This is a genomic window from Devosia sp. P1_H9 (genome assembly GCF_056405135.1).
The window spans coordinates 247,286-272,947 of record NZ_JBFUCQ010000004.1 but is presented as its reverse complement, the minus strand read 5'-3'; the positions used below and the strand labels follow the sequence as shown (position 1 = coordinate 272,947).

General features: G+C 65.1%; 27 protein-coding genes and 1 tRNA gene. 16 read left to right on the top strand and 12 right to left on the bottom strand.

What is annotated here, in order from left to right; translation table 11 throughout:
* Window positions 1-56 precede the first annotated feature (56 nt).
* The 5 genes from hemC (at window position 57) to AC1DYL_RS09775 (ending at window position 4,603) form a co-directional block, all read left to right on the top strand.
* A complete protein-coding gene (gene hemC / locus AC1DYL_RS09795) occupies window positions 57-992 on the top strand; it encodes a hydroxymethylbilane synthase (RefSeq protein ID WP_477172983.1) in 936 nt (311 codons plus the stop codon).
* 15 nt (window positions 993-1,007) lie between these two features.
* Window positions 1,008-1,730 carry a uroporphyrinogen-III synthase gene (locus AC1DYL_RS09790; protein ID WP_477173120.1) on the top strand — a complete coding sequence of 241 codons (723 nt, stop codon included), beginning with the start codon at window positions 1,008-1,010 and terminating at the stop codon, window positions 1,728-1,730.
* A gap of 27 nt (window positions 1,731-1,757) precedes the next feature.
* On the top strand, window positions 1,758-3,050 hold the full coding sequence (locus tag AC1DYL_RS09785; RefSeq protein ID WP_477172982.1) for a COG4223 family protein: 1,293 nt from the start codon (window positions 1,758-1,760) through the stop codon (window positions 3,048-3,050).
* The gene (locus AC1DYL_RS09780) at window positions 3,047-4,438 is read left to right on the top strand and encodes a heme biosynthesis HemY N-terminal domain-containing protein (RefSeq protein ID WP_477172981.1); all 1,392 of its coding nucleotides are present in this window, start codon (window positions 3,047-3,049) and stop codon (window positions 4,436-4,438) included. The genes AC1DYL_RS09785 and AC1DYL_RS09780 overlap by 4 nt, the downstream gene beginning before the upstream one ends.
* Before the next feature lie 89 nt (window positions 4,439-4,527).
* Window positions 4,528-4,603: transfer RNA gene (locus tag AC1DYL_RS09775), tRNA-Thr, on the top strand.
* A gap of 12 nt (window positions 4,604-4,615) precedes the next feature.
* On the opposite strand, the gene AC1DYL_RS09770 is transcribed toward AC1DYL_RS09775, so the two are convergent.
* Window positions 4,616-4,924, bottom strand: coding sequence for a hypothetical protein (locus AC1DYL_RS09770; protein WP_477172980.1), 309 nt, complete (start codon window positions 4,922-4,924; stop codon window positions 4,616-4,618).
* A gap of 9 nt (window positions 4,925-4,933) precedes the next feature.
* A complete protein-coding gene (locus AC1DYL_RS09765) occupies window positions 4,934-5,311 on the bottom strand; it encodes a GFA family protein (protein ID WP_477172979.1) in 378 nt (125 codons plus the stop codon).
* A 203-nt stretch (window positions 5,312-5,514) separates the two neighbouring features.
* Between AC1DYL_RS09765 and AC1DYL_RS09760 the strand changes: the two genes are divergently transcribed.
* Together AC1DYL_RS09760 and AC1DYL_RS09755 are read left to right on the top strand one after the other, a co-directional pair.
* Complete coding sequence (locus tag AC1DYL_RS09760; RefSeq protein ID WP_477148314.1) at window positions 5,515-5,937, top strand: DUF1236 domain-containing protein; 423 nt, start codon at window positions 5,515-5,517, stop codon at window positions 5,935-5,937.
* 115 nt (window positions 5,938-6,052) lie between these two features.
* Complete coding sequence (locus AC1DYL_RS09755) at window positions 6,053-6,235, top strand: hypothetical protein (protein ID WP_477148313.1); 183 nt, start codon at window positions 6,053-6,055, stop codon at window positions 6,233-6,235.
* A 3-nt stretch (window positions 6,236-6,238) separates the two neighbouring features.
* Here the strand turns inward: AC1DYL_RS09755 and AC1DYL_RS09750 are convergent, their stop codons facing one another.
* Both AC1DYL_RS09750 and AC1DYL_RS09745 read right to left on the bottom strand, forming a co-directional pair.
* On the bottom strand, window positions 6,239-6,481 hold the full coding sequence (locus AC1DYL_RS09750) for a DUF2188 domain-containing protein (protein ID WP_477156141.1): 243 nt from the start codon (window positions 6,479-6,481) through the stop codon (window positions 6,239-6,241).
* 99 nt (window positions 6,482-6,580) lie between these two features.
* The gene (locus tag AC1DYL_RS09745) at window positions 6,581-7,327 is read right to left on the bottom strand and encodes a GntR family transcriptional regulator (protein WP_477148311.1); all 747 of its coding nucleotides are present in this window, start codon (window positions 7,325-7,327) and stop codon (window positions 6,581-6,583) included.
* 187 nt (window positions 7,328-7,514) lie between these two features.
* Here AC1DYL_RS09745 and AC1DYL_RS09740 point away from each other — a divergent pair, with 187 nt between their 5' ends.
* Entirely contained in the window at window positions 7,515-8,072 is a 558-nt protein-coding gene (locus AC1DYL_RS09740) for a hypothetical protein (RefSeq protein WP_477172978.1), read from the top strand.
* Here AC1DYL_RS09740 and AC1DYL_RS09735 read toward each other — a convergent pair.
* Entirely contained in the window at window positions 8,069-8,239 is a 171-nt protein-coding gene (locus AC1DYL_RS09735; RefSeq protein ID WP_477148309.1) for a hypothetical protein, read from the bottom strand. The genes AC1DYL_RS09740 and AC1DYL_RS09735 overlap by 4 nt on opposite strands.
* Before the next feature lie 311 nt (window positions 8,240-8,550).
* Between AC1DYL_RS09735 and AC1DYL_RS09730 the strand changes: the two genes are divergently transcribed.
* The 7 genes from AC1DYL_RS09730 (at window position 8,551) to AC1DYL_RS09700 (ending at window position 16,134) form a co-directional block, all read left to right on the top strand.
* Entirely contained in the window at window positions 8,551-8,712 is a 162-nt protein-coding gene (locus AC1DYL_RS09730; protein WP_477148308.1) for a hypothetical protein, read from the top strand.
* A 51-nt stretch (window positions 8,713-8,763) separates the two neighbouring features.
* The gene (locus AC1DYL_RS09725) at window positions 8,764-9,660 is read left to right on the top strand and encodes a phosphotransferase family protein (RefSeq protein WP_477172977.1); all 897 of its coding nucleotides are present in this window, start codon (window positions 8,764-8,766) and stop codon (window positions 9,658-9,660) included.
* Between the two features lie 257 nt (window positions 9,661-9,917).
* Window positions 9,918-11,183: an ABC transporter substrate-binding protein gene (locus AC1DYL_RS09720; protein ID WP_477172976.1), complete on the top strand. Its 1,266-nt coding sequence runs from the start codon at window positions 9,918-9,920 to the stop codon at window positions 11,181-11,183.
* 146 nt (window positions 11,184-11,329) lie between these two features.
* Window positions 11,330-12,208 (top strand): carbohydrate ABC transporter permease, encoded by an 879-nt coding sequence (locus AC1DYL_RS09715; protein ID WP_477148305.1) that lies wholly within the window; start codon window positions 11,330-11,332, stop codon window positions 12,206-12,208.
* Window positions 12,205-13,107, top strand: coding sequence for a carbohydrate ABC transporter permease (locus AC1DYL_RS09710; RefSeq protein WP_477148304.1), 903 nt, complete (start codon window positions 12,205-12,207; stop codon window positions 13,105-13,107). Before AC1DYL_RS09715 ends, AC1DYL_RS09710 begins: the two co-directional genes overlap by 4 nt.
* An 8-nt stretch (window positions 13,108-13,115) precedes the next feature.
* Entirely contained in the window at window positions 13,116-14,180 is a 1,065-nt protein-coding gene (locus AC1DYL_RS09705) for a LacI family DNA-binding transcriptional regulator (protein WP_477172975.1), read from the top strand.
* Between the two features lie 49 nt (window positions 14,181-14,229).
* Window positions 14,230-16,134, top strand: coding sequence for a glycoside hydrolase family 127 protein (locus tag AC1DYL_RS09700; protein ID WP_477172974.1), 1,905 nt, complete (start codon window positions 14,230-14,232; stop codon window positions 16,132-16,134).
* Between the two features lie 66 nt (window positions 16,135-16,200).
* Here the strand turns inward: AC1DYL_RS09700 and AC1DYL_RS09695 are convergent, their stop codons facing one another.
* From AC1DYL_RS09695 to AC1DYL_RS09665, 7 genes are all read right to left on the bottom strand, one after another.
* Window positions 16,201-16,992, bottom strand: a complete 792-nt coding sequence (locus tag AC1DYL_RS09695) for an N-acyl amino acid synthase FeeM domain-containing protein (protein WP_477148301.1) — start codon at window positions 16,990-16,992, stop codon at window positions 16,201-16,203.
* A 153-nt stretch (window positions 16,993-17,145) separates the two neighbouring features.
* On the bottom strand, window positions 17,146-19,476 hold the full coding sequence (locus tag AC1DYL_RS09690; protein WP_477148300.1) for a putative bifunctional diguanylate cyclase/phosphodiesterase: 2,331 nt from the start codon (window positions 19,474-19,476) through the stop codon (window positions 17,146-17,148).
* 236 nt (window positions 19,477-19,712) lie between these two features.
* Window positions 19,713-20,192 (bottom strand): VOC family protein, encoded by a 480-nt coding sequence (locus AC1DYL_RS09685; protein WP_477172973.1) that lies wholly within the window; start codon window positions 20,190-20,192, stop codon window positions 19,713-19,715.
* 68 nt (window positions 20,193-20,260) lie between these two features.
* Window positions 20,261-21,526 (bottom strand): ABC transporter substrate-binding protein, encoded by a 1,266-nt coding sequence (locus AC1DYL_RS09680; protein WP_477172972.1) that lies wholly within the window; start codon window positions 21,524-21,526, stop codon window positions 20,261-20,263.
* A 48-nt stretch (window positions 21,527-21,574) separates the two neighbouring features.
* A complete protein-coding gene (locus AC1DYL_RS09675; protein ID WP_477172971.1) occupies window positions 21,575-22,672 on the bottom strand; it encodes an ABC transporter ATP-binding protein in 1,098 nt (365 codons plus the stop codon).
* A 3-nt stretch (window positions 22,673-22,675) separates the two neighbouring features.
* Window positions 22,676-23,608 (bottom strand): carbohydrate ABC transporter permease, encoded by a 933-nt coding sequence (locus AC1DYL_RS09670; RefSeq protein WP_477156151.1) that lies wholly within the window; start codon window positions 23,606-23,608, stop codon window positions 22,676-22,678.
* Window positions 23,605-24,501, bottom strand: coding sequence for a carbohydrate ABC transporter permease (locus AC1DYL_RS09665; RefSeq protein ID WP_477172970.1), 897 nt, complete (start codon window positions 24,499-24,501; stop codon window positions 23,605-23,607). The genes AC1DYL_RS09670 and AC1DYL_RS09665 overlap by 4 nt, the downstream gene beginning before the upstream one ends.
* A 208-nt stretch (window positions 24,502-24,709) precedes the next feature.
* Between AC1DYL_RS09665 and AC1DYL_RS09660 the strand changes: the two genes are divergently transcribed.
* A complete protein-coding gene (locus tag AC1DYL_RS09660) occupies window positions 24,710-25,525 on the top strand; it encodes an aldo/keto reductase (RefSeq protein WP_477172969.1) in 816 nt (271 codons plus the stop codon).
* Window positions 25,526-25,662: the final 137 nt, after the last annotated feature.

The window sequence follows — 25,662 nt, the reverse complement described above, 5'->3', positions numbered from 1 at the left end:
ACCTATCTAAGGGGTAAGCCCAGCCCGGCTTTGGCCTACAATAGGTATGAACTGAAATGCAATCGGCCGCGTTCCTTCGCATCGGGACCAGGGGCTCGCCGCTGGCGCTGGCTCAGGCACAGTTGACGCAGCGGCTGCTGGCCGAGGCGCATGACGTGGCGCCCGAGCGGATCGAGATCCGCGTCATCACTACCAGCGGCGATAAGCTCACCGACCGGCCGCTCAGCGAAGCCGGCGGCAAGGGGCTGTTCTCGCGCGAGATCGAGGCGGCGCTTGACGCCGGCGAAGTGGATCTCGGCGTGCACTCGAGCAAGGACCTGGCGTCGTTCCTGCCCGAAGGGCTGATGCTTGCCGCGTTTCTCGAACGTGAGGATGTGCGCGATGCGTTCGTGTCGCTGCAATACGGGAGCGTTGCCGAACTGCCCGGGGGAGCCAAGTTCGGTTCCTCGTCCATCCGGCGGGCGGCGCAGATGCTGCGGGTGCGGCCAGGCCTCGAAGTCGTGCCGTTCCGCGGCAATGTCGACACGCGGCTTGCCAAGCTGGCGGCGGGCGTGGCGGATGCGACGCTGCTCGCGGTGGCCGGGCTCAACCGGCTGGGCAAGGCGGACAAGATCACCGCCTATCTCGACCCGCTGGAGTTCCTGCCGGCGCCGGCGCAGGGCGCCATCGGCATCGAAATCCGCGAGAGCGACACGCGGACGGCGGAGCTGGTGACGGTGCTGAACCACGCCGCCACGGCAACCACCATCGCGGCCGAACGTTCGCTGCTCGCAACGCTCGACGGATCCTGTCGAACCCCGATCGGCGCGTTTACCGAATTGAATGGGGTTTCGTGCAGGTTGACCGCCGAAATCCTCAGCCCGGACGGACGCGAGTTCTATCGCGGCACGGTGGAGGGTGCGGCGGCCGATGCCACCAAACTCGGAACGCAACTGGGTGCGAGGCTGCTGGAACAGGCCGGGCCGGAATTCCAGCGGCAATTCAAAGGATAGGCGCGTAACTTGAAGATGCTCGTGACCCGGCCAGACCCCGACGCGAGCGATACCGCCGCAAGGCTGGGTGCGCTCGGTATCGAGGGCGTGGCGTGCCCGCTGCTGGTGCACCAGACGCTCGAGGTGAGCCTGCCGGATCCCAAGGGTTTTGCCGCGATCGCAGTGACCAGCGCCAATGCGCTGCGGGCGCTCGATGAGCGCGGGGTGCTCGCCCGATATCTCGAGCTACCGCTCTACGCCGTAGGCAACCGCACCGCGGCGATGGCGCGCGAACTCGGCTTTGCCGAGGTGACCAGCGCGCAGGGCGCCTTCGCCGATCTCGCAGAGCTTCTGGTGCATATCCCGCTCGCCGGGCCGATCTTCTATCCCGCGGCGCGCGATATGTCGGCCGATCTCGGCAAATCGCTGGCCCCGTTCGGGCGGATGGTGATTACCGCAGAAGTTTACGCGATGAACCCGGTAGTGACGCTGCCCGAGGGCATCGTGGGACGGCTGGGTGACGGCGAGATCGAGGCGGCGCTGTTCTATTCGAAACGCACGGCGCAAACCTTCGTGCGCCTGGTGGAGCGCGATCTGGACAGGTCGCTGCGCGCGCAGTTCGGCGTGCTTTGCCTGTCCGAGGCAGTTGCCGCACCGCTGCTCGATGCCCATTTCGTGCGGGTCGGGCTCGCCGACCATCCCAGCGAAGAGGCGATGATGGGGCTTGCCTTGTCGTTTGCGCGCGACCAAAACCCATGATGACCGGAACAATCGAGGAATTGCCGCATGGCTGAACGCAAGTCGGGGCCCGTCAAGCCGCCGGTCATCGAGCTGAAGGCGCGGGAGGCCGAGAAGCCGGCCGCCGCAACGACGGCGCGCGGCAAGGCGGCCGAGGCTGCGGTAGAAGCCGCGGCGGAGGCGATCCCTGAGGCGGCTGAAGAGCCGGCGCGTCCGGCGCCCCCGCCGCCCCCACGTCCGCAGGCGCGACTGGCCATGCCGTGGAGCGCCATATCGATCGCGGCTGTGGCTGGCGGGCTGCTTGGTGCGGGCCTGGTCTATGGGCTCGGCAACTGGCTGCCGCTGCCCGACCCGCGGCCGGTGATCGCCGATCCCGCGGCGCGGCTCGATGCGACGGACAGCAGCCTCAGCGAGATCGAGACGCGCCTTGCGGCGCTGGAAGAGCAGGGCAAGCGCACCCAGGTCAGTCTTGACGCGACCATCACGCAGCTCGATGGCGGTTTGAACGAGGTGCGGCAATCGATCGCGGCGTTGCCCGCCGCTGCCGCGCCGGTAGACCTGGCGCCGATCGAGGCGCAGTTGAAAGGCCTCGAGGACCGGGTGACGGCAATCGGCGCCGGCGCCTCGACAGCCGATGCGACGGCGCTGGCCGAGACCATCCGCACGATCGAAGCGGGGATCGCCGAGTTGCGCACGCAGCTGACGACGCTGGACCGGCGGGTTGGTGCCACCGACGGGGCGATCACCACGCTCAAGGGCGAGGTCGACGCGACGCAGACGGCGATTTCGACACAGAACCAGACGTTGGGCGGAGCGGAGATCGGTCCGGCGGTGCGGCTGCCGCTGGTCGTGTCGGGGCTCGAAAACGCCATCGGCAATGGCCGGCCGTTTGCGGCCGAACTCGCCGGGTTGAAGGCGCTGCTGCCGGACCTGACGGTGCCGGGGGCGGTCGAGGCGGCCGCCGCTGACGGGCTGCCGCGCCCCGATGCTGTAGCAGCGCGGTTTACCGCCGAGGTGCCGAACGTGCTCGCGGGCCGTGCCGCAGTCAGCAGCGGCGACATGGGCGAGGATGCGCTCGAGTGGATGAAGGGGCTTCTGGCCCTGCGTCCAGTGGGCGAGGTGCCGGGGGATAGTCCGGAGGCGATCGTTTCGCGGCTCGAAGGCGCAGTCGCACGGCATGATTTCAAGGCCGCGGCTGAACTGCTCGGGCAGTTGCCGCCAGCCATGCAGGCCGGCGCCGCGACCGCCGGACCGGATATCGTCAAGCTTGCTGCAGCAGCAGATTTCATGACCGAGCTACGTAGCCGGGCCCTTGCTCCGACGGCGGAGGCCACTCCGTGATACGGCTCGCCTACTGGCTCATCGTCAGCCTGCTGGTCACCGCGGGCATCGCCTGGTTGATCGGCCTGCCGGGGACGCTCACCATCGAGTTCCTGGATTTCCGCATGCAGCCACGGCTGGGTGTCGCCGCCTTCCTCGCGGTGGCGGCAGTGGTGCTGATCATTCTCATCTGGGGCATCGTCAAGCGCATCATCGCGGCGCCCTACTACATCGCTCGGCAATCGCGGGAGCGGCGGAAGGATGCCGGCTACATGGCGCTGTCGGACGGGTTCATTGCGCTGCAGGCCGGTGACGCGAACCGGGCGCGGCAGCTGGCGCGCGACGCTCGAGGAAACCTGCCGCGCAACGCGGCCGCCCAACTGCTCGAAGCGCGGGCCGACCTGGCGCTGGGCGACATGCATTCGGCGCGCGAGCACTACCGGGCGCTGATCACCAACCGCAAGACCGCGCTTGCGGCCCTTTCGGGGCTCTACGACCAGGCGCGGCAGCAGGGGCGGCCCGACGCTGCCCTGACCTTCGCGCAGAAAGCCATCGACATCTCGCCGCAGGCGCCGTGGGCGCGCGAGGCGGTTTTCGACGACCTCACCCGCAATGGCCGCTGGGACGATGCCTACCGGATGATCGCCGATGAGCAGGCCGTGACGCGCGAGGAGAAGACGCGCAAGCGCCGTCGCCAGGCCGTAGTCGAAGCGGCGCGTGCCCAGCTGGCCGAAGGCACCGACCCGCATGCGGCGCTGGAGCACGCGCTGTCGGCGCTGAAGCTGCAGCCGGATTTCGTGCCGGCGGCGCTGATCGCGGCGCGCATCTACTCCAATCGCGGCGAGGCACGGCGGGCGATGAGCCTGCTCCGGCGGGTATGGCGGGCCACGTCGCACCCCGATATCGCGACGCTGTTCGCCAACTCGGTGCCCGGTGTGTCCGCGGTCGACCGGCTGAAGCGGGTCAACGAGCTGATCGACACCCCGCCGCCCAACAAGGCCAGCGCCCTGGTGCTGGCGCGGGCGGCGATCGATGCCTTCGACTGGGTGGTCGCCCGGCAGGCATTGGCTGGCTACTCGAACGCCAACCCGTCGCAGGCGGTGTGCCTGCTGATGGCCGAGATCGAGGACGGACAGTCCGGCGACAAGGGCAAGGCGCGCGACTGGCTGAACCGGGCGGTGCGGGCGCCGCGCGATCCGGTGTGGACCGCCGACGGCATTACCGCCGAGGAGTGGGAACCGCTGTCACCGGTGACCGGCAAGCTCGATGCGTTCGAGTGGCGGGTGCCGACCAGTGCCGTGGCGACGCGCACCGGGACGACACCCGCGCTGCCCGAGAGCGCGCCTGCACCGGCGCCGGCTGAGCCCGAAAAGCCACAGGGCGGGCCGCTCGCGCTCCCTGAGGCGTAAGCGGCGAAAGAGCGTGTCTGTGCTCTCTTGCGCGTGACAGCGCTCGCTTGTATTAGACCCCGCATCGGCGCGTCGCTCGCGCCGATGAAGCCGCTTTAGCTCAGTTGGTAGAGCACATCATTCGTAATGATGGGGTCAGGTGTTCGAGTCACCTAAGCGGCACCACTTCCCCCACTGCTACAGCACCGTGACCTGGAACAACCGGACCAGGATTTGCTCCTGATCGAGCTCGTCCTCCAGGCGATCGCGGTACTCGCGCCACCAGACCGGATCGACGTCGCGCACCATCACCTCGAAAATGGCGATGCGATCGTGCACGGCTTCGCCTTCGGACGGTTTCCAGGCTCCATCGGCGGGCGACTGCAGGAAGGCCGTGACCCCGCCGAAATGGTCGGTGAGTTCGGCTTTGGTCCGTTCGAAGACACTTGCGGGCACCGCCGATCCATCCGGCATCTCGAGCGGCAGGTAGATTTGAACGACGAACATCGCGCCACCTCACGGGTCTCGTTCGGCCTGCCGAGCGTCATCGACGCTCTTCAGCCAGTGCTCGCGCCGGATCGTCCAGCCCTCGCGCGAAGGGCGCAGGTCGCTAGGGGCGGCGTCGAGCGAGCCGATGCAGATTTCTGCATGATCGGCGCCAAGATGAAACAGCCGCGAGCCGCAGACCGAGCAGAAGCTCCTTCCCTCGAAGGTGACGAAGTCCCCGGCGACGCTGAACTGGTCGCGTGGCCAATCCGCGTAAGCAAGAAAGGCCGAACCGGTCTCTTTCCGGCAGTCGGTGCAGTGGCATAGCCCGACCACCTCGGGCTCGCCCCGGACTTCGTACCTCACCGCGCCACAGCGGCATCCGCCAAATCTGATTGCTGCGTCCATCTCTGCTTCCTCACCGAGGCACAACACCGGACGGTGCATCGGGTTCATTATGCTCGCGGGCGCTGTCGATCGGCATTCGTCAGGGCAGGACCACGCCCGCCCGATAGTCGCCGGGGCATCCCGATTGGCGGATCTGTCGCAGGAACCCATCTGGGGCTCGCGACTTCTCCTCCTGGGCACACCAAAGCTTAGGAGCTAGAAAAATGAAAAGACTTCTCCTTGCCTCAGTGGCAGTTCTCGCGCTCGGCACAGGCTCGGTCCTGGCGCAAAGCGATGCCGGAGCAGCAGTCGGCGGCACGGCCGGCGGCGTCAGCGGCGCTATTGCCGGCGGGCTGATTTTCGGACCGATCGGTGCCGTCATCGGTGGCTTCACCGGAGCTGTGATCGGCGCCAGCGTGGTCAGCGACGCCTCGGTTGACTACGTGCGGTTGCATCCCACCGAGCCGGTGGTGATCCAGGGCGATATCGAGGTCGGCTACGTCGTGCCGGATGATATCGAGCTGCACGTGATCGAGGGTGACCCCGACCACGGCTATTTCTACACCAACGACCGCGTGTGGTTCGTCGATCTGGGCGATCGCACCGTCGTCTATTCGCCAGGCGTAGTCGTCGCGGCCAAGGAGTAGTCCGCCGTCATCGGCTGACGAACGAAGCCCGCCCGGTACGTCCGGGCGGGCTTATTGCTGCTTGCGGCGATGGCCGCGATCGGGCGACAAGACGCGGGTCAAGGAGAGTCACCCAATGGTAGCGACCAGCGAGATTGCCAAACTGAAGCGCGAGATCGCGACGTTGCGGGATATCGTGGGGCAGAGCCGGCCGGGGACCAAGAACCCGATGAGCCCGGCCGAGCGCCGGACGCTCAAATCGGAGATCGAACGCTGCATCCTCGAGCTCGACGAGCTCAGGGGGAAGCTGGCGCAGTAGGGCTCAGTCGTCTTCGACGACGGTATCGGGCCGGTCCGTGCCCTCGGCGATCTCCTGGTGCCAGGTGCCGCGCGAATCCTCGTACTCGATGCCGTCAGTGGTGCCGGCGACCCGCTGGCGGCGTGCGGCCGACTCGGCTGCCTCGTGTGCAGCGGCATGCGTCTGGAACGTCTCGGAGAGGACGTCCCCGACCTTGTATGCCCAGCCGCCATCATGCTGGACGACTTCGTATTTCACGGTGCTCATGGCGGCCGCTCCTTGGTTGCCATGGATATGTAGGGTGCGCCCGCCATTATGGCGAGAGCGTGCCGCACTCGATCGCAAGGAGCTGCCGGTTGGCGAGGCTCAGCCCTTGGGCTGCGGGCCGGGGCCGCGGCGATAGACCCTGAGCTCGATCACCGAGGGCACGTGCCACTCGAGCGACAGCATGACCGGGCGGCCGGCGGTGTCGTGATCGACCTGCCGCAAATGCTGCAGCGGGGTGCCGACGGGAACGTCGAGGATCTGCGACAGCTCGGCATCGGCAATCACCGGAGCGAGCACCGCACGCGCGTGATCGACGTCGTGGCCTCGGTCGGCCAGCAACTGGTAGAGCGAACGGCCGAACGCCTTGAGGTCCCTTTTGGCGTCGGCGATATCGGTCGGCAGGCTGTCGACCGAGTAGATGGCGGCCTTGCCGTCGGCGCTGCGCACACGGCGCACCACCACCACTTCGGCGCCCGCGGCGAGGTTGAGCGCGGTGGCGACGGCCTCGTCGGCGGGGACGCGCACGGCGTCGAGTACCCGCTTGGTGACGCTGAGGCCGGTGCTCTCGAGGTATTCGGTGTAGCTGAAATTGGTGTCGAGCGAATTGCGCAGCTTCGGCCCCGCCGTGACGAACGTGCCGGAGCCCTGGCGCCGGATGACATAGCCGTCCTCGATCAGCCCGCGAACCGCCTCGCGCAGGGTGATGCGGCTCACCGCGTAGCGGGTGCAGAGCGCATCCTCGTTGGGCAGTTTCGAGCCGGGGGGGAACTCGCCCTCGATGATGGCGCGCCGCAGTTCGGAGCGGACAACGTCGGGCAGCAGCGGGCGCGTTCTGGTTTGCGTCATGTGTGCGTCCTGGGGGATCTCGGCGCGGCGATGCTGGCAGTAGATAAAGGTTGGGCGTCGCATGTCCACTGGGGCTTTGGGCGCAGGACGGGTATCCCCAAGGGAAGTTGAACGGCCGGTGACGTTGCGGTGCAGCGCATAAATCCGGCATGGTGGTAGCGACGTGACGCGGCGAGTGGAGCCGGGAATGAACTACGATGCGGTGGTGTGGTTGCTGGTTGGGCTCGGGGTCGGCGTGGCCGCCAGCCTGATGCTGTTGATGGGCTATTCGGCGCTCGAGCGCGGGCGGCTCAGCCGCCGCCTGCGCCGGGCACGCGCCGCGGCGCCGGTGGCGGCAGCTGCAGTAACGTCGATGCCGGTACGGGTGGCGAGGCCGCCGATGGCCAGGCCTCAGGCGGCGAAGGCCGAAGCCGTGAAGCTGGAGCCGAAGCGCGAGGAGCCGGCGAAGCTCGAAGCGAAACCAGCGCCGAAGCCGGAGGTCGCGACACCGGCAGTGGCAACGGAGCCGGCGAAGCCCAGCGGCGTAGTGGTGGCGTTCGCGGCGACAAAGCCGGTCGAGGCGAAGCCGCCGGCGGTTCCGATGGCGCCCCCCGGCGCGGGCGAGAAGCCCGCAGCCAAGGCGCCGTCGCCGGTCACACCTCCTGCGCCGCGCAAGGTGCAAAGCGTCGAGGCGATGTTCGCGGAGGCGTTCGCCAACGACAAGCTGCCGGGATCGAAGCCCGAGGAAAGCCCGTCGAAGGACTAGCGGTTGCGGTAGATGATCAGCGTCAGCGCGCCGACGGCGAGAGAGAGGCCGCCCAGCAGCCGGCTGTCACCGATGCTGAGCCGCAGGTAGGGCAGCCACTGGTGATACCACGGGAACAGAAAGATCAGGACAGCGAGCAGGATCGCTGCCAGGCCGACGGACCGCATGTTGCCCCTCCGCTGTTTGGCGGAAACACATCTGATACAGCCGGTGACGCCTCTTATGTTCCGGTTCGGACAGTATCCGCCGGAATTGTTAACGGAAATTGATGGCACTTCCGGGAGCAGTTGGGAGCCAATCCGGAGATCAAGGCCTTGATCTGCGCGAAGTAATCTCCTCCAGCCCAGCCCTTCGTGCTGTTGACCTGCCGCCGATCACTAGAAACTGAACTCTGCGACAGGCAACCCGGCCGCCGGCCGGGCGTTTCTTCTCCAAATGGCGCGGGGCATGACTTCGCGCGGCCAAAGGAGACGTCATCATGCACAAGGCAGAACTCGATCGCCTGCTGGAAAAAACCGTCGCCGATGCGCTCGGCGTGCGGCTCCCGGCACACCGTCGCGCGCAGGCTCCCAAGGCACGCCACCATGCCAAGGCGCCCCGCCGCCACAAGGAAAACGTGCGGGAACTGCATCCTGCATGATTGGACTTTCCCCCGGCCTCGTCTAGATTCCCCACCGCTTGATGGGGAGTCATGACGATGGAGGGGGTGCCGGCGGCGGAGATCGCGCGCTTTCGCGCGCTCGTCATCGGAACGCTGCCGCAGTTCGCGGGCGGCAACTTCGTAACCCTCACCGGCGGCTGGGACAGCGTTGCGCTCGAGTGCGACGGCTGGATTTTCAAGTTTGCCCGCAATCCGGAAGCGGAAGCGCGGCTAAGGCGCGAAGTGGCGCTATTGGCGTTCCTCAAGCCGCGGGTCACCATGCCGCTGCCGCAGATGGTGCTGCATGAAGGGCCGGTGCCGTTCTCGCAGCATCTGAAGCTACCAGGCTCATCGCTAGAAACCGCAGAATACCTGGCGCTCGACGAAGGACGGCGGAACGCTTTGGCCACGCGCATGGCGCAGCTCTATGCCGAGTTGCACGTGCTGCCGCTCAACCGCATGCAAGCGGTGGGGGCAACTGGCGTCGATCCATGGATGGGGCCCGACGAGATCGTCGCCGGGGCCGAACCGAAGCTGCCACGCGGCTACAAAGGGTTCCTGAAGCGCACCGTCGCGGCGTACCGGAAGCTCAGCATCGAAGGCGACGAACTGATCTACGGCTATTTCGACGGTCATGGCTGGAACATGGCCTTCGACCACCAGACCGGTCTGCTCAACGGCGTTTACGACTTTGCCGATTCCGGCTTCGGCTCCCGCCACCGCGACCTCAGCTATTCGAACTGGATTTCGGCCGACCTCACGCTCCGGATCATCGAGCGTTACGAGGAGTTGGCGCGCTTCCCGGTCAAGCGTGAACTGGTGATGCTCTACACCTCGGCCCTGCGACTGGCCGAGCTTGCCGAGGGGTTCCTGCCCGAGGATAAGGCCATCGCCAACGTCACTGACTGGGTGGCGGAGCTGAAGCGGATCGGTTTTGCGAGCCACTAGACCGGCATTTCCGGCCACGTAGCAGGCAACGATGCGCGCCACTCGAGTGCAAATCGAGAAAAGCTTTTCCTGATCCCTTGCGCATGACATCAAAACGTGCGACCAAGCCGCGAGAAAAGCTTTTCCTGGTCCGTAAGCCCGCCAGCAAGTGCGGGTTGCGGAGACAACAGGTGAACAGCTTTTCCTCGCCGTTTCCGGGAGGAGCCCTGCGTGTCGCGGGGACCGGAGGGCGTTATCGGCAGAGGGAGGAAACCGATATGAATTTCAAGAGACTAGCAATGGGTGCGGTGGCTGCAGCCGCCTTGCTCGCAGCGATGCCGGTGTCGGCATGGGCCGCGGACCTGCAGATGTGGGAGCGCACCGGCGGCAACGCGTCGATGGTGGACGAGCTCGTTCGCGCATGGAACGAGAAGAATCCAGATCGCAAGATCGTGCTGACCTACATCGACCATGCTGAAATGGTCCCCAAGCTCGCCCAGGCCATTGCCTCCGGCGAGGTTCCGGACCTGATGGGCATGGACCTCATCTATGGCCCGCAATTCGAAGCGGCCGGCCAACTCGAGGACATCACCGAGCTCACCAAGGACTGGACGGAACTGAAGACCGCCAGCCCTGGCCACGTTCAGGTGTCGACCTATGACGGGCATCTGTACGGCGTGCCACTCTACGCCGACGTGTCGGTGCTCTACTGGAACAAACTGCTGTTCAAGCAGGCTGGGCTCGACCCCGAAGTCGGTCCCAAGAGCCTGCAGGACATTCACGACATGGCCGCCAAGGTTACCGCGCTCGGTAACGGCAATTACGGCTATTACCTGGCGGGCAACTGCGCGGGCTGCAACATCTTCACCTTCGGCCCGCTGATCTGGGCTTCGGGTGGTACGATTGAGCCCAAGGATGCCGCCGATGAGCCGCTGACCGGCGAAAACCTGCCCAAGGTGCTCGAATGGGCCCGCATGATGCACAAGGAAGGGCTGATCAACCCGGCCAACCAGTCCGAGAACGGCAGCACCTTTGCCGAGCAGTTCGGCACCGGCAAGGTGGGCATCATGGGCACGGGTAACTTCAATCTGTATCTGCTGAAGGAGCAGAACCCCGAGCTGTTCAACGGCAACGTGGGCATCACCTTCCTGCCGGGCATCGAGCCCGGGACCACGGCATCGTTCGCTGGTGGCGACATCGTGACGATCCCCAAGGGATCGAAGCGCGTCCAGGACGCGGTGGACTTCATGAAGTTCATCCTCAGCGACGAAGTGCAGGTCGAGAGCTATGCCAAGCTCCTCAACCTCACGACACGCGGCGACATGGCCAAGAACAAGTACTTCGACGAGAACCCGCTGGTGCAGAAGATGGCAACGGCGCTCGACGTGGCGCGTACCCCGTACACGCTCAAGTTCTTCGAGCTGATCAACTCGCCGCAGGGCCCGTGGCTGCAGATGCTGCAGCGCGTCTACTACACTGACGATCCGATCGACACCATCATCGCCGACGCCAAGGCGCAGATGAAGGCGATTGCAGCGGAATAGGCCTTCCGGTCGTCCCTCCCGGGGCGGTGTGGGTCGCGACGCTCCCGGTGGGGGSGTCGCGGTTCCCTCAGAGGTCGTTTCCCGGACGGGTTACTCTATGATGTTGGCCGCCCCTCGGGCGCGGTTCAGACTTCGAAAGCGGTTCCATGTATTCATCGTCACGCGGCAAATGGGTGGGTTTGCTCTATCTGGCGCCGGCTTTGCTGTTCGTCGCGGCCTTCACGGTCTATCCGTTCGGGCAGATGGTCTGGGTGTCGTTCCAGTCGTGGTCGCTGATCACGCCGCCCAAGTTTGTCGGCACAGCGAACTTCACCAAGGCGTTCGCTGACAAGCAGTTCTGGATCTCGCTGGGCTTCACGCTCAAATACACCCTGCTGATCACCCCGATCCTGATGATCGGGGGCTATGCGATCGCCCTGCTGGTGGCGGGCAATTCGAAGCTGCAGCGCACGGCGCGCACCATCGTCTTTATTCCCGTCGTCATCGGCCTCGGGGCCTCGAGCCTGCTCTGGTACTGGCTGTTCTCGCCGGACTCGGGGTTCATCAACACGATACTGCGCGACCTCGGCCTGATCCAGGAGCCGGTTCTCTGGCTCGGCGTCCATGCCGATCTCTCGAACTGGGCGATCATCATCTCCGTCACCTGGAAGGTCATCGGGTTTGGGATGATCCTGTTCGTCGGCGCCATCCAGGCGATCCCGGTCGAGGTCAACGAGGCGGCGCTGGTTGATGGCGCTTCGTTCTGGCAGCGGCTGGGGAGCATCACGCTGCCGCTGACGCTGAGGACCGTGCTGCTGGTGACCCTGATCTCGGTGATCGGCTCGCTGCTGGCGTTCGACCAGTTCTACATCATGACGGCCGGCCAGCCGCAGAACCTCACCGCAACGTCGGTGTTCTACGTCTATCTCAACGCCTTCCCGTATTTGAAACTCGGCTATGGCGCTGCGCTGTCGCTGATCCTTGCCGCCTTCGTGCTGTTGTTCACGCTGCTGCAGATGGTGCTAACCCGCAGGAGCCACGCATGAGCACCACTTGGACAGACCAGCGCATGGCAAGCGCGCCGGCGCGCTTCGGGTTCATCACGGCGCTTTGGCAGGGGCGCGGCAAATACCTCGCGGGCGCCGTGCTGATCGCACTGTCGCTGATCATGCTGCTGCCGATCTACGCGGCGGTCACCGCCTCGGTGAAGCTGCCGTCGGAAGCGGCGGCCATCCCTCCGACCTATTTCCCCCAGAGCTTCACCTTCGAGAGCTATCTCAAGCTCTGGGAGTATCAGGCTGGGCTGCCGGTCTACCTGCTCAATTCGTTCGGCACGGCATTCCTCACCATTGCACTCACGCTGCTGCTCACGATCCCGGCGGGGTTCGCCCTGGCGCGGTTTCCGATACCGGGCAAGGAAGCCCTGTTCGTCTTCCTGCTGATGGCGCTGATCATCCCCTATCAGGCGCTGCTCACCCCGATCTTCCTGATGTTCGCGCAACTGAAGCTCACCAATTCGCTGTTCGGGCTGGCGATCATCCACACCGCCATCCAGCTGCCCTTCAGCCTCTATGTGATGCGAAACAGCTTCGAAGCCATCCCCAAGGAGCTCGAGGAGGCCGCGGTCATCGATGGCTGCAACACGTTCCAGGTGCTGGTGCGCATCTGCCTGCCCTCGGTGGTGCCCTCCATCGTCACCGTTGCGCTGTTCGCCTTCATCACCTCGTGGAACGAGTTCCTCGGGGCGCTGGTGATGATGAACCGCGGCGAGACTTTTACCCTGCCGCTTATTCTCGCGGCGGCGCGCACGCGCACGATGCTCGGCGGCACCGACTGGGGCATGTTGCAGGCAGGGGTGACCGTCTCGATCATTCCTTGCATCGTCATCTACCTGCTGTTGCAGAAGTACTATGTTTCGGGCCTCCTCGCGGGAGCCGTGAAGTAGGACCCGCGATGACCGACGAGCCACGCCCATTGCCAAGCCCCCCGCCAACCGAACGCACCGGCCGCCATGGCCCGACCATCCGTGACGTAGCGCGGATCGCCGGGGTGTCGATCGGCACGGCGTCGAAGGCGCTGAACTCGAACGGGCGGCTCCGGCAGGAGACGCGCGACAAGGTGACGGCGGTGGCGCGGGAGATCGGCTACCGGCCCAACGACATGGCGCAGAGCCTGCACCGGACGCGCTCGATGACGGTGGGGGTGCTCTCCACCGACTCGTTCGGCCGCTTCACGTTGCCGATCTTCCAGGCGCTGGAGGAGCAGTTTGCCGACCAGGGCATCGCCATCTTCATGTGCAACGCGACCGACGATCCGGAGCGCGAGCGGCAGCATCTCGACCAGTTGCTGGGCAAACGCATCGACGGGCTGGTGGTCACCGCTCGCCGCGCCGACAAACGCCCGCCAGTCGGCCCACTGCCCGCCGGGTTGCCGGTAATCTACGTGTTCTCGCAGGCCGATGATCACGATGCGCTCTGCCTCCTGCCCGACGATGAGGGCGGAGCGCGGCTGGCGGTGAGGCACCTGGGCGAGATCGGCAAGACGCGGATCGCGCATGTCACCGGGCCCGAGCATTTCGAGGCCGTGCAGTTGCGGCACCGCGGCTACCTGTCGGCATTGGCGGAACTCGGGCTCGCCGCGCATCCCGAGTTCTATCTCTCGGGCAAGTGGACCGAGGCATGGGGCCGCGACGCGGTGGCGGTGCTGTTCGATGGCCAGGCCGAACGACCCGACGCGATCTTTTGCGGCAACGACCTGATTGCCCGCGGCGTGGTCGATGCGCTGCGCGAGCGCCACATCGCCGTACCACAGGACGTAGCTGTGGTCGGCTTCGACAATTGGGAAGTCATGACCAACGCGGCGCGGCCGCCGCTCACCAGTGTCGACATGAATCTCTCGGCGCTCGGCCACGAGGCCGGGCGGCTGCTGATCGACATGATCGGCGGCGAGAAGGCGCGGGGCATCCGTAGGCTGCCCTGCACGCTGATGGTGCGCGAATCCACCAGCGGACAGGATTGAATCTAGTCGCCCGGCCGCTTGCTCGGCGGCGGGGCCAAGAGGAGTTGCAATGAGCCAGTATCATCCGGTGCGTTTTGTCGATGTCCGCCTCGAGGGCGACTTCTGGAAGGAACGGCTCGACACCGTGCTCGCCCGCACTATCCCCAGCCAGCACAAGAAGCTGGTCGAATACGGCTATCTCGACTCGCTCAAGCTGCCGAGCCCGCCGCCGCCGCTGCGCTTTCCGCGCCATGCCAACGGCTTCACCGTGCAGGTGTTCTGGGACAGCGACGTGGGCAAGTGGATCGAGGCAGCGGCTTACGCGCTGAGCCACAAGCGGGATGCGGATATCGAGGCCAAGATCGAGGCGATCGTCGACGATTTCGAGAAGGCGCAGGCGCCGGACGGCTATCTCAACTGCTGGTATCTCGGCCGCGAGCCCGAAAAGCGCTGGTCGAACATGCGCGACAATCACGAGCTCTACAACGCCGGCCACATGCTCGAAGGCGCCATCGCCTACTACGAGACCACCGGCCGGCGGCGCTGGCTCGATGTCATGGAGCGCTACGTCGAACACATCCGCCAGAACTTCGGCACCGGGCCGGGGCAGAAGCGCGGCTATTGTGGCCACCAGGAGATCGAGCTGGCACTGATCAAGCTCTATCACCTGACCAAGGAGAAAAAACACCTCGACCTCGCCGCCTATTTCATCAACGAGCGCGGCAACCCGAACCCGCATTATTTCGACGTCGAGCGCGAGGAGCGCGAGAAGAAGGGCTGGGAGTGGCAGCGCTACGTGCAGGGCACGTACGAGTACTCGCAGTCGCACAAGCCGGTGCGCCAGCAGGACAAGGTGGTCGGGCACGCCGTGCGCGCGATGTACATGTACACGGCGATGGCCGACCTCGCGGTCGAGCTCAACGACGCGGGCCTCAAGGCGGCGTGCGAGACGCTGTGGAAGGACGTGATGGAGACCAAGATGTATGTGACGGCGGGCCTCGGACCGTCGGCGCATAACGAGGGCTTCACCTTCGACTATGACCTGCCGAACCAGACCGCCTATGCCGAAACCTGCGCCTCGGTGGCGCTGATCTTCTGGGCGCAGCGCATGCTGCACCTCGATCTCGACGGCAAGTATGCCGACGTGCTGGAGACGGCGCTGTTCAACGGCGCGCTTTCGGGGCTGAGCCGTGACGGCGAGCACTATTTCTACATGAACCCGCTGGAGAGCAACGGCACGCCGACCCGCTGGGATTGGCACACCTGCCCGTGCTGTACGATGAACGTGTCACGGCTGGTCGCCTCGGTCGGCGGCTACTTCGTCTCGACCGCACCGGACGGCATTGCCTTCCACCTCTATGGCGGCATCTCGACCAAGCTCGACGTCGGCGCCACCGAAGTGGCGGTGCGCGAGACCTCGAACTATCCGTGGTCGGGCGACATCGCCATCGAGATCGATCCGGCGGCGGAAAAGGCGTTCGATGTGAAGCTGCGCATCCCCGGCTGGTGCAAGGGCGCGACTGCCAGGGTCAACGGCGAGGCGGTGACGCTGTCGCCGGTGAACGGCTACGCTACCCTCCACCGCACCTGGAAGAAGGGCGATAAGATCAGCCTCGAGCTGCCGATGCCGGTCGAGCGCGTCTACGCCAACCCGCATGTGGTGATGGATGTCGGCCGCGTAGCGCTGACCCGCGGCCCGCTGGTCTACTGCCTCGAGGAGGCCGACAATCCGGGCGGCACGGTGCAGCGTTTCAAGCTGCCGCGGCAGAGCGAGATCGCGGTAAAGCAGTCGAACCTGTTCGACGGCATCATCCAACTGACGGCCGGCGGCAAGGCGGTGGACGAGGGCGAGTTCAAGCCGCTCTACCGCACCAGCCCACCCAAGGACGCACCGGCGACGCTCACGGCGCTGCCGTATTACCTCTGGGCCAACCGCGGGCAGGGCTCGATGGTAGTGTGGATCCCGGAGGCTTGAGCCTTCTGCCACTGATGACGCAGGTGTGTGCCTTCTCCCCTTGTGGGAGAAGGCAAGAGGGGACGCCTACTCCGCCGCCTGCCCGCCAAACTGCGATTCCAGCAACGCCCGCTCATAGGCCAGGCGCGAGCTCGCCCGCTGCGGCACCTCGAAGTGCTCGTCCATGGCGCGGGCGAACAGTTTTTCGCGCTCTTCCTCGGTCGACATGAAGAACGGATAGCGGCGCAGCGTTGCCGGCAGCTTGGTGTTCACATAGGCGCCGTAGAGCGCCACCGGAAAGGCGAGGCCGGGATAGACGCGGACATCCGACATCTCCTCGGAACCGAAGACCCGGCGGTAGAACGCGGTGTGCTCGGGGCGGACCAGCGCCAGGCAGGCGTCGGCCTTGAAGAACAGCGAAGCCATCACGGCGATCCTGAGCGTCAGGAACGGCAGCGCGGGGTAGGCAAGCGATGCTTCGTAGTCGGCGGTGAAGCGCGAGGGATCGATGAAAGTTTCGCCCCGCGCGAGCAGCGGCTCGAGCACATCAGGGCAACTTTTCATCGACGGGCCGAACGGGTGCTTGGCACTTACGTGATGCAGACGGATAGAACTGACCAGCTCGCCGTCAATATGGACCCCGAAGCTCATGCCGTTGGGAGCTGTGTCGAGGTCGTCGACGACTATTCCGGCGTCGTTGAACGGCACGGACTCTTCGCGGCGATAAGCTTCGTAGCGCAACCGGTAGATCGGATTGTCGGTTACATCCATGCGAACGCGCGAGTATTCAACGCGATCGAGTATTTCCATGAGCGTGCCGGCGAAGCGAGACACCGGGGCAGCTGACGCCGCTGCCGAACCTTCCACGTCCGAACGCATAGAGAACTCCGCAAACTTCGATAAGAGTTTAACCTTTCGTTAGGCATAATAAAATTGCCAAATGCGCACAGAGGCCGCGCCATTTACGCATAAGCACGCAATGCGCCGTGCGTTGCGCCGAATTCTATTGATTTCAGAAGATGTTAAGCGGCCTTAACCACGTTTGCGGTTTGTCGCACCAACCGTCATGACCCGCTCGACGGTGGCCCGGGCGGCCATGCGGGCAATCAGCTCCGCCACTTCGCGGCGCGGCAGCGGCACGCCGAACAGATAACCCTGAATCTGGTCGACCTTTGAGTGCTCGGCGATCAGGTTCAGCTGCTCTTCGGTCTCGACGCCCTCGGCCGTGACCGTCAGGTTGATGTCCTTGCCGAGCTGGGCGACGTTCGAGAGCAGCTTCAGCGACCGCGGGTTCTCGGCGATGTCCATGACGAAGGAGCGGTCGATCTTCAGCTTGGTGAAGGGCAGCGCCTGCAGGTAGCTCAGCGAGGAGTAGCCGGTGCCGAAATCGTCGAGGGCGATGCCGATGCCCTGCTTGGCGAGCTTGGCAAGGATCTTGGTCGCGGCGGCGCGCTCCTCGATCACGGCGGTCTCGGTCACCTCGATCTCGAGGCGCTGCGGGTCGAGGCCAGAGCCGGCGAGCGCGCTCTTGACCATCCCGGCCACGTCGGCGTTGCGGAAATCGCGGGCGGAGATGTTGACCGACACCGAGACTTCCTCGGGCCAGTTGCGGCATTCGGCAGTGGCGGTGGCCAGCACCCAGCGGCTGATCTCGGAGATGAGGCCGGTTTCCTCGGCGATCGGAATGAACAGCGACGGCGGGATCGAGCCCAGTTCGGGATGATGCCAGCGGGCCAGGGCCTCGCAGCTCACCACGCGCCTGGTCTTCAGGTCGACGATCGGCTGGAACACCAGTGATAGGTTGCCTGCTGCGACGGTGGCCTTGAGCTCGGCCTTGAGGCGCTGGCGGTAGCGGTAGTCCGTGTCCATCTCGTCGTGGAACACCTGGCTGCGTCCCTTGCCCAGCGCCTTGGCCTTGTAGAGCGCCAGGTCAGCCTTGGTCATCAGCGCGTCCATATCGTCACTGCCGTCGGTGAGCGTGACCACGCCAACCGAGACATTGACCGAGAACACTTCGCCCTCGACCTCGAACGGGCCGCGGAAGCCGCCGAGGATGGCCTCGGGATCGGTGACGGTGTCGGACAGCTGTACCCCGCCGGAGCGGTAGACGACGTACTCATCGCCGCCCAGGCGCGCGACGAGGCTGTCCTTGCCGAGTACCCGGTTCAGCCGCTCGGAGGTCTCGATCAGCACGCGGTCGCCGATCAGGTGGCCCATGGTGTCGTTGACATGCTTGAAGTCATCGATATCGACGATCATCAGCATGGCCATGTCGTTGGGGCGCTTGTCGCCATGGTGGCGCCGGCGTTCGAGGTCGGCCTCGACCTGCTCGGTGAAGTAGGCGCGGTTGGGCAGGCCGGTCAGCGTGTCGTAATGCGCCATGTAGTTGATGCGCTCTTCGGCCTTCACGCGCTCGGTGATGTCTTCGAACAGCAGCACGGTCTTGTCGAGGCGCGACGATACGGTGACTTCGCAGAACTGCCCGTCGGAGAGGCGCAGCACTACCTTGCCGCCGTCGCCGGCAGTGACGGTGTCCATCAGCTGGGTGGCGGAGCGCTGCGGAATGCTGCCGCGCGTGGCGGCGGCGGAGATCATTGCGGCAAACGGCCGACCGGCCCAGTTGCCGGGCATGAAGCTCGAAAACACCAGCTCGGCGCGATCGTTGGCGACAGCGATCAGGCCGTTCTCGTCGAGCATGCAGAGGCCATGCTGCATGGTTTCGAGCGCGGCATCGAGTTCGGAGGCGAGGCGGGTGGCCTCGATACGGCCGTGCACGGCGCGCAACAGGATGGCGCGGATGTTGGCCGAAACCTTGCGCAGCGACACGACGAAGGCGATCAGCACCACGCTAAGCATGGCGGTGTGCAATGCGCCATCGAACAGCATGGCGATGGCCATGCCGGCGCCGATCAGGATCACCTGGCTGGTGACGAGGCGATCGATGGCAAAGTTGCGGCCGGCAACGCCGACCAGCACCGCGACGGTGACCGAGAGCGAGCTCATCTCGGCGAACGCGGTGTTCACGACGAGGAAGCTGTAGCTCATCCAGAAGCCGTAGAGCGCCGCAATGGCCGCGGCGCCGACGGTGGCGCGCAGTTCCCAGCGGGTGGCAGTGGCGACATCGTCGTCCGCCAGGTCGGACTTCTCGAAGGCGCGCATGTCGATGTCGCGGGCGACGCCGACAATGGCAAATCCGATGGCGACGGCGAGCAGCACCCAGGAGTTGCCTTCGAGGCCGGCAACGGCGGCAACAAGCGCAGACGACAAGGCGCCAAGCATCATGACGCGCCGGTCCGCGTAAAGCGACCGGATCATCGAGACGTAATCGACAGGCGGCAGTGACTTGTGCGCTGGCTCGAACATAGACCTCACCAAGGTCCGGTGATCTTGCCCGGTTAGGCGTTAATGCCTGCTTTCAGGCCAGCGTAAGCCAGCACCTAAGCGCGACGCAGGGGCGGTGTTCAGGGGCCCAATTGCTTGGGATGGTTTATGCTTCGTTTGGCCAATTGGTACCAGTCGCCCGGATTGGGGCATCTCGGCACAGTCCCCGCCCTTCGCCGGGGTGGCGCAGTGGGTAGGAGAGAGGACGAAGACAGCTCCTAGGGCTGCGCTTCCTTGTCCCCGTCGAACTCCAGCAGCTCGATCATCGCACCCAGCTGCGGCACCGTGTCGTAATACGCATAGCGCCCGTGGCTGCCGTCGAACTCGCCGCGCTGCAGCAGGCGGTGGCCCTTGCCCTCGAGATAGGCGTCGCGCTTGGTGAGGTTCCGGGTTCGGAACGCGATGTGGTGGCAGCCCGGGCCGCGCTCATCGAGCAGGTCGCGCCAGGCGCTCTTTTCCGGCCCGGGTTCGAGGAACTCAAAATCGATGTTGCCGAACTTGAACATGATGATCTTGCAGCCGACCGCGGCCGGGCGGCCGTTGTAGATCGCCTTCGCCTCGTCGGGCTCGGCGGCCTTGCCCATCTCGGGCACCGGCTTGCCGGTCAGCTCGGAGAACCAGTGCGCCGATTTGACCACGTCATCGGTGACGAAGCAGATCTGCATGATCTCGTCCTCGTCGAGCAGGCGCTTGTCCATTTCGAAGTCCTCACGATGGTGGGGGCCGGCGACCCTCTGGAAGGAAGGGGCCGCCGGCCAGGAGGAGATCAGCCGAGGATGGTCTCGTAGTTCTCCTTCATCTTGGCGATCGCATCGTCGACCGTCATTGCCGGGTCGCTCCAGAAGCCGAACACCACGTCCCAGATCGAGTTCTGCCAGTCCGCATCCGCGGTGTTGTGCGGGTTAGGCACTTGGTGGGTGGGGTCCTTCAGCACCTCGAGGACGTTCTTGGAGCAGAGGTCGAGGGCTTCGGCCGGTGCGTCGAGCCGGGTCGGGGTTGAGCCCTTCACCTTGGCGAACTCGCCCTGGATCGCCGGATCGAGCACCACCGAGGCGAAGTCGAGTTCGGCCTTGTCGATGTCAGCGGCCTGGTTGCCGAGCAGGCCCCAGGCATCGACCGTCACGACGACGGCCTTCGCACCGGGCACTGGCACGCAACCGTAGTCGGTACCGGCGACCTTGCCGGCGGCTGTCCACTCGCCCTTCATCCAGTCACCATGCAGCTGCATCAGCGCCTTGCCGGTGATAACGGCGTTGGTGGTGACGTTCCAGTCGCGGTTGGGCGAGCCCTCATCGGCCGCCTGCTGGAACTTGCGGATGGTCTCGAGCAGGGTCTTCATTTCGGGCGTGTCGAGCACCGCCGGATCGGGGGTTTCGCCGTAGACCTTGGTGTAGAACTCGGGCCCGCCGATCGCCGCGGCGAGGGCATGGGTGAGGTAGCCGATCTGCCACTGCTGCGCGCCGATGGCGATCGGGATGTAGCCCGCCGCTTTGATCTTGTCGAAATCGGCGAACATGGCGTCGAGCGAAGTCCAGGCGGCCGGATCGACCCCTGCGGCCTTCGCCACCTCCATGTTGTAGTAGACCATGCCGTCGATATGGATGGCGGTCGGCACCTTGACGATTTCGCTGTCGACGGTGATCGATTTCTTCACCGAGTCCGGCAGCTTATCGAGATAGCCATTCTCGGTGTACCAGGCGGTCAGGTCCTTCGCGAGGCCGAGTCCGCGCAGGTCGCGATAGACGCCGGGGCTCGATTCCATGAACAGGTTCGGCGGATTGCCGCCGGTGACCAGTCCCATCAGGGTGACGTTGGAGCCGGTATCATGCGGCACGGCGAAATCGGTCCAGGTGTCGCCCTTCGCCTCGAGCCCTTTCTTCAGGACATTGAGCGCGCCGACTTCGGCGGGCGACGACCAGCCGTGATAGACGGTGACGTCGGTGGCGTGTGCGGCGAGTGGCAGGGCGGTGAGCATGAGGGCGGCGGCAAGGCCGGCCAGAGTCTTCTTCGGCATCACGTTTTTGTTCAGCATCGTCAATCCTCCTCGTTGATGCGTCGGCACGTCTGAAACTGCTGTTGGCTAGAGGCGCTGCCCGCTGCGGGCATCGAACACGTTGGCCTTGCCGCGGGCGAAGGGCACGGAGACCGCGTCGCCCTGCCTGAGGCCGGCGGTACGTTCGGGCTCGATACGGATGGCGAGCAGGTTCTCGCCGTGCTTGAGATAAGCCGTGGCGTCGCTGCCGGTGCGCTCGGTGTACTGGACCGGCAGGGTGAAGGTGGCAGCCGCGCCGGGCAGCGTTTCGCCTGGGGCGCCGAAGTGCTCCGGCCGCAGCCCGAGGATGACTGGCGCGCCATCGGTGGGGGCGGTCTTGAACGGATAGCTGCCGAGATCGAAGCGGATGCCGTCGAGTTCGGCGGCAACGGTGCCATCGGATTTGCGCAGCGTGGCAGGCCTCAGGTTCATCGACGGGGCGCCGATGAAGCCGGCGACGAACAGGTTGGCCGGGTGCTCGTAGATCTGGTCGGGCGTGCCGAACTGCTGGATCACGCCGCCATCCATCACCGCGATCTTGGTGGCCATGGTCATGGCTTCGATCTGGTCGTGGGTGACGTAGACGATGGTGGATTTCAGCTCGTCGTGCAGCTTCTTGATCTCGAGCCGCATTTCGGTGCGGAGCTTCGCATCGAGGTTGGAGAGCGGTTCGTCGAACAGGAAGACGCCGACGTTCTTCACCAGCGCCCGCCCGATGGCGACGCGCTGGCGCTGGCCGCCCGAGAGTTGCGCGGGCTTCCGATCGAGCAGCGGTTCGATCTGCAACAGCTTCGCCGCCCAGGCGATACGCTTGTCGATCTCGGCCGCCGGGAGCTTCGACGCTGCGAGGCCGAACTTCAGGTTCCCGCGTGCGGTCTTGGTCGGATAGAGCGCGTAGGACTGGAACACCATGGCAAGCCCGCGATCCTTTGGATCGAGGTCGGTCACGTCGCGCTCGCCGATCATGATCCGGCCGTCGGTGACGTCGAGCAGCCCGGCGAGGAGGTTCAGCAGCGTGGTCTTGCCGCAGCCAGACGGCCCCAGCAGCACGAGGAAATCGCCGTCGTCGACCTCGAGGTTGAGATCCCTCAGGACGGTCACCGCGCCGTAGTTCTTGTGGATGTGTTCGAACGAAACGCGTGGCATGAGCTAACCCTTGATCGCCCCGGCGGTGATGCCCTGGACGAAGAACTTTCCTAAGAGGAAGTAGATGACGAGCGGCGGGATGGCGGTGAGCAGCGCCGCCGCCATGTCCTCGTTGTAGGAAGCCGTGCCGGTCGAAACGACCACGGTATTGGCGAGGATGACGGTCATCGGCTGGTTGTTGATGCCGCCGAAGGTGACGCCGATCAGATAGTCGTTCCAGATCGAGGTGATCTGCAGGATAAGCACCACGATCAGGATGTTGCCGCTCATCGGCAGGATGATCTCGAAGAACACCCGCCAGAACGAGCCGGAATCCATCATCGCCGCGCTGATGATCTCCTGCGGCACGTCCTTGTAGTAATTGCGGAAAATCAGCGTCAGCACCGGCATGGCGAGCACCGCGTGGACAATAGCGATGCCCCAGAGCGTCGAGTAGATCTGGAGGTTCGCTGACAATACGATCAGCGGATACATGAGGATCTGGAACGGCACGAAGGCGCACATGAAGAGCAGGAACAGGAAGCCGTTGGCCCACTTCACGTTCCACAGCGCCAGCGCATAGCCGGTGATGCAACTGAGCCCGATCGACAGGATCAGCGAGGGGAAGAGGATCATCACCGAGTTGAAGAAGCCGACCTTCAGCCCGTTGCACTTGATGCCCGAGCAGGCGTGGTTCCAGGCGAGGTCCCAGGCCTCGAAGGTGATGGTCGTCGGCAGCGAGAAGATCTCGCCCAGCCGGATCTGGTCCATGCTCTTCAGTGACGTGACCAGCACCACGTAGAGCGGCACGCAGAAGAACAGGGCGCAAATGGTGAGGAAGCCGAGCACCGCGATGGAGCGGGCCGAAATGGCCTTCTTCTTCCGCGGAAAGTAGGGCGCCTGGCTGACCACGATCTCGGCGCCGAGCGCCTGCTGCGGGGCGGTGAGGGAGCTCATTTTGCGGTCTCCGCACGGCGACGGCGGCTGAGCGCGGTGATTGCCACCAGCGGCAGGAAGATCACCAGGGTGATCGCCAGCATCATGGTGGCGGCGGCCGAGGCGTAGCCGAGATTGCCCTTGGGCCCGAGCGCGTTGATGGTGAAATAGGCCGGCACCCAGGTCGATTGGCCGGGGCCACCATTGGTCATGGCGATGACGATGTCGTAGGCCTTGACCACGCCGAGCGAGAGCAGGATCGCGCAGGTGAGGAAGGTGAACTTCATCATCGGCACGATGATCTCGAGATAGAGCCGCCACAGGCTGACGCCATCGAGGCGCGCGGCGCTCCAGATCTCGGTATTGATGCCTTTGAGCCCCGCCAGCATCAGGGCCATGTAGAAGCCCGAGCTCTGCCAGATCGAAGCGAGGATGATGGCGTACATGGCGGTATCGCCATGCGCCAGCCAGTTGAAATCGACCCAGGTGAAGCCGAGGCCGTGGAGGAAATGCTCGAGCCCCAGCGTCGGGTTGAGGATCCAGCGCCAGGCGACGCCGGTGACGATCAGCGATACCGCGAGCGGATAGAGGAAGAGGGTGCGGAAGAAGCCTTCACCGCGGCGCTCGCGCTCGATCATGGCGGCAAGGATGAAGCCGAAGACGATGGCGAGCGCGCTGCCGAGCCCGAGGACGATCAGGTTGCTGAGCGAGATCTGCCAGCCCTCGTCCTTGAAGATGCGATCGTAGTTCCGCGACCACTCTTCCCAGTTGATGGTGTACTCGGGGAGCCGCCGGCTGCGGGTCAACGACAGGTACATGGTCCAGACGATGCCGCCGATGAACACCACCGCGGTCACCGCGACAGCTGGGATCAGCGCAAGCTGCGGCGACCATCGGCTCCACCGAATGACCATTCGCTCCCTCCCCGGCATTCTTCGGCAATCCCCACTGCCGTCGAACGCTCCCGCTGGCGGCTTGTCAGCCAACCTGTATTATCGTTAAACTAAGCGAATGAGAGGCGTCAACCGGGAATCTGCGGCTGGTGCAAAAGTGGCATCCGGGCGACAAGACACCGGGGGATGCCGTGGGTGACGAACGCTCCGGTGTCTAGGAGGCAAGTGATTGACGACGAATAGCAATATTCCGCCGATGGGGTTCGGAACCTATGGCCGGACCGGGGCGGCGGGGATCCAGGCGCTGCTGTTCGCGCTTGAGCTCGGCTACCGGCACCTCGACACCGCGCAGGGCTACGACACCGAGCACGAATGCGGCGTGGCACTGAAGCGTTCGGGCCTCAAGCGCGATGAGGTGTTCCTCACTACCAAGATCGACGGCCGCAACTCAGCCCTCGGACGGCTGATCCCATCTCTGGAAAAGAGCTGCGACACGCTCGGCGTCGACAGCCTCGACCTGACGCTGATCCATTGGCCGGTGGGGCCGGGCGGTCGGCTCGACATGGAGGGTTACCTCCCCGAACTGCTCGAGGCGCAGGCGCGTGGGCTGACCCGGCTGATCGGCGGCTCCAACTTCACCATCGCCGACCTGCAGGAGGCTGAACGCATCGCCGGGCCCGGCAAGATCGATAACAACCAGTTCGAGCGACACCCGCTGCTGCAGAACCAGAAGCTGGTAAACTACTGCAACGCCAACGGAATCTCCGTGACCTGCTACCTGCCGCTGGCCCGCGGCGCCTGCGCCGGCGTGCCGGAGATCGAGGCGATAGCGGCGCGGCACGGCGCAACCGTGCACCAGGTGGCACTGGCCTTTTCGCTCCAGCAGGGGCTGATCGTCATCCCGACCTCGGGCAAGCATGAACGGATCGCCGAGAATTTCGCGGCTCGCGAGCTGAAGCTCACCGATGACGAGATGGCCACCATTGCAGGCGTAGATCGGGGCGCGCGGCAAATCGATCCGTCATGGAGCCCGAAATGGGACTGAGGGACGCGATGGTACAGCTGTCCTGTCGTATTAGCGTTCGTATGAAATCGTACGGGATCTCGCGGAAGTCGCGGAAGAATCTGCTTTTCCTTGGTAATACGACGCTGAAATGCGCTAATGCGTCGCCATTGCAGGGC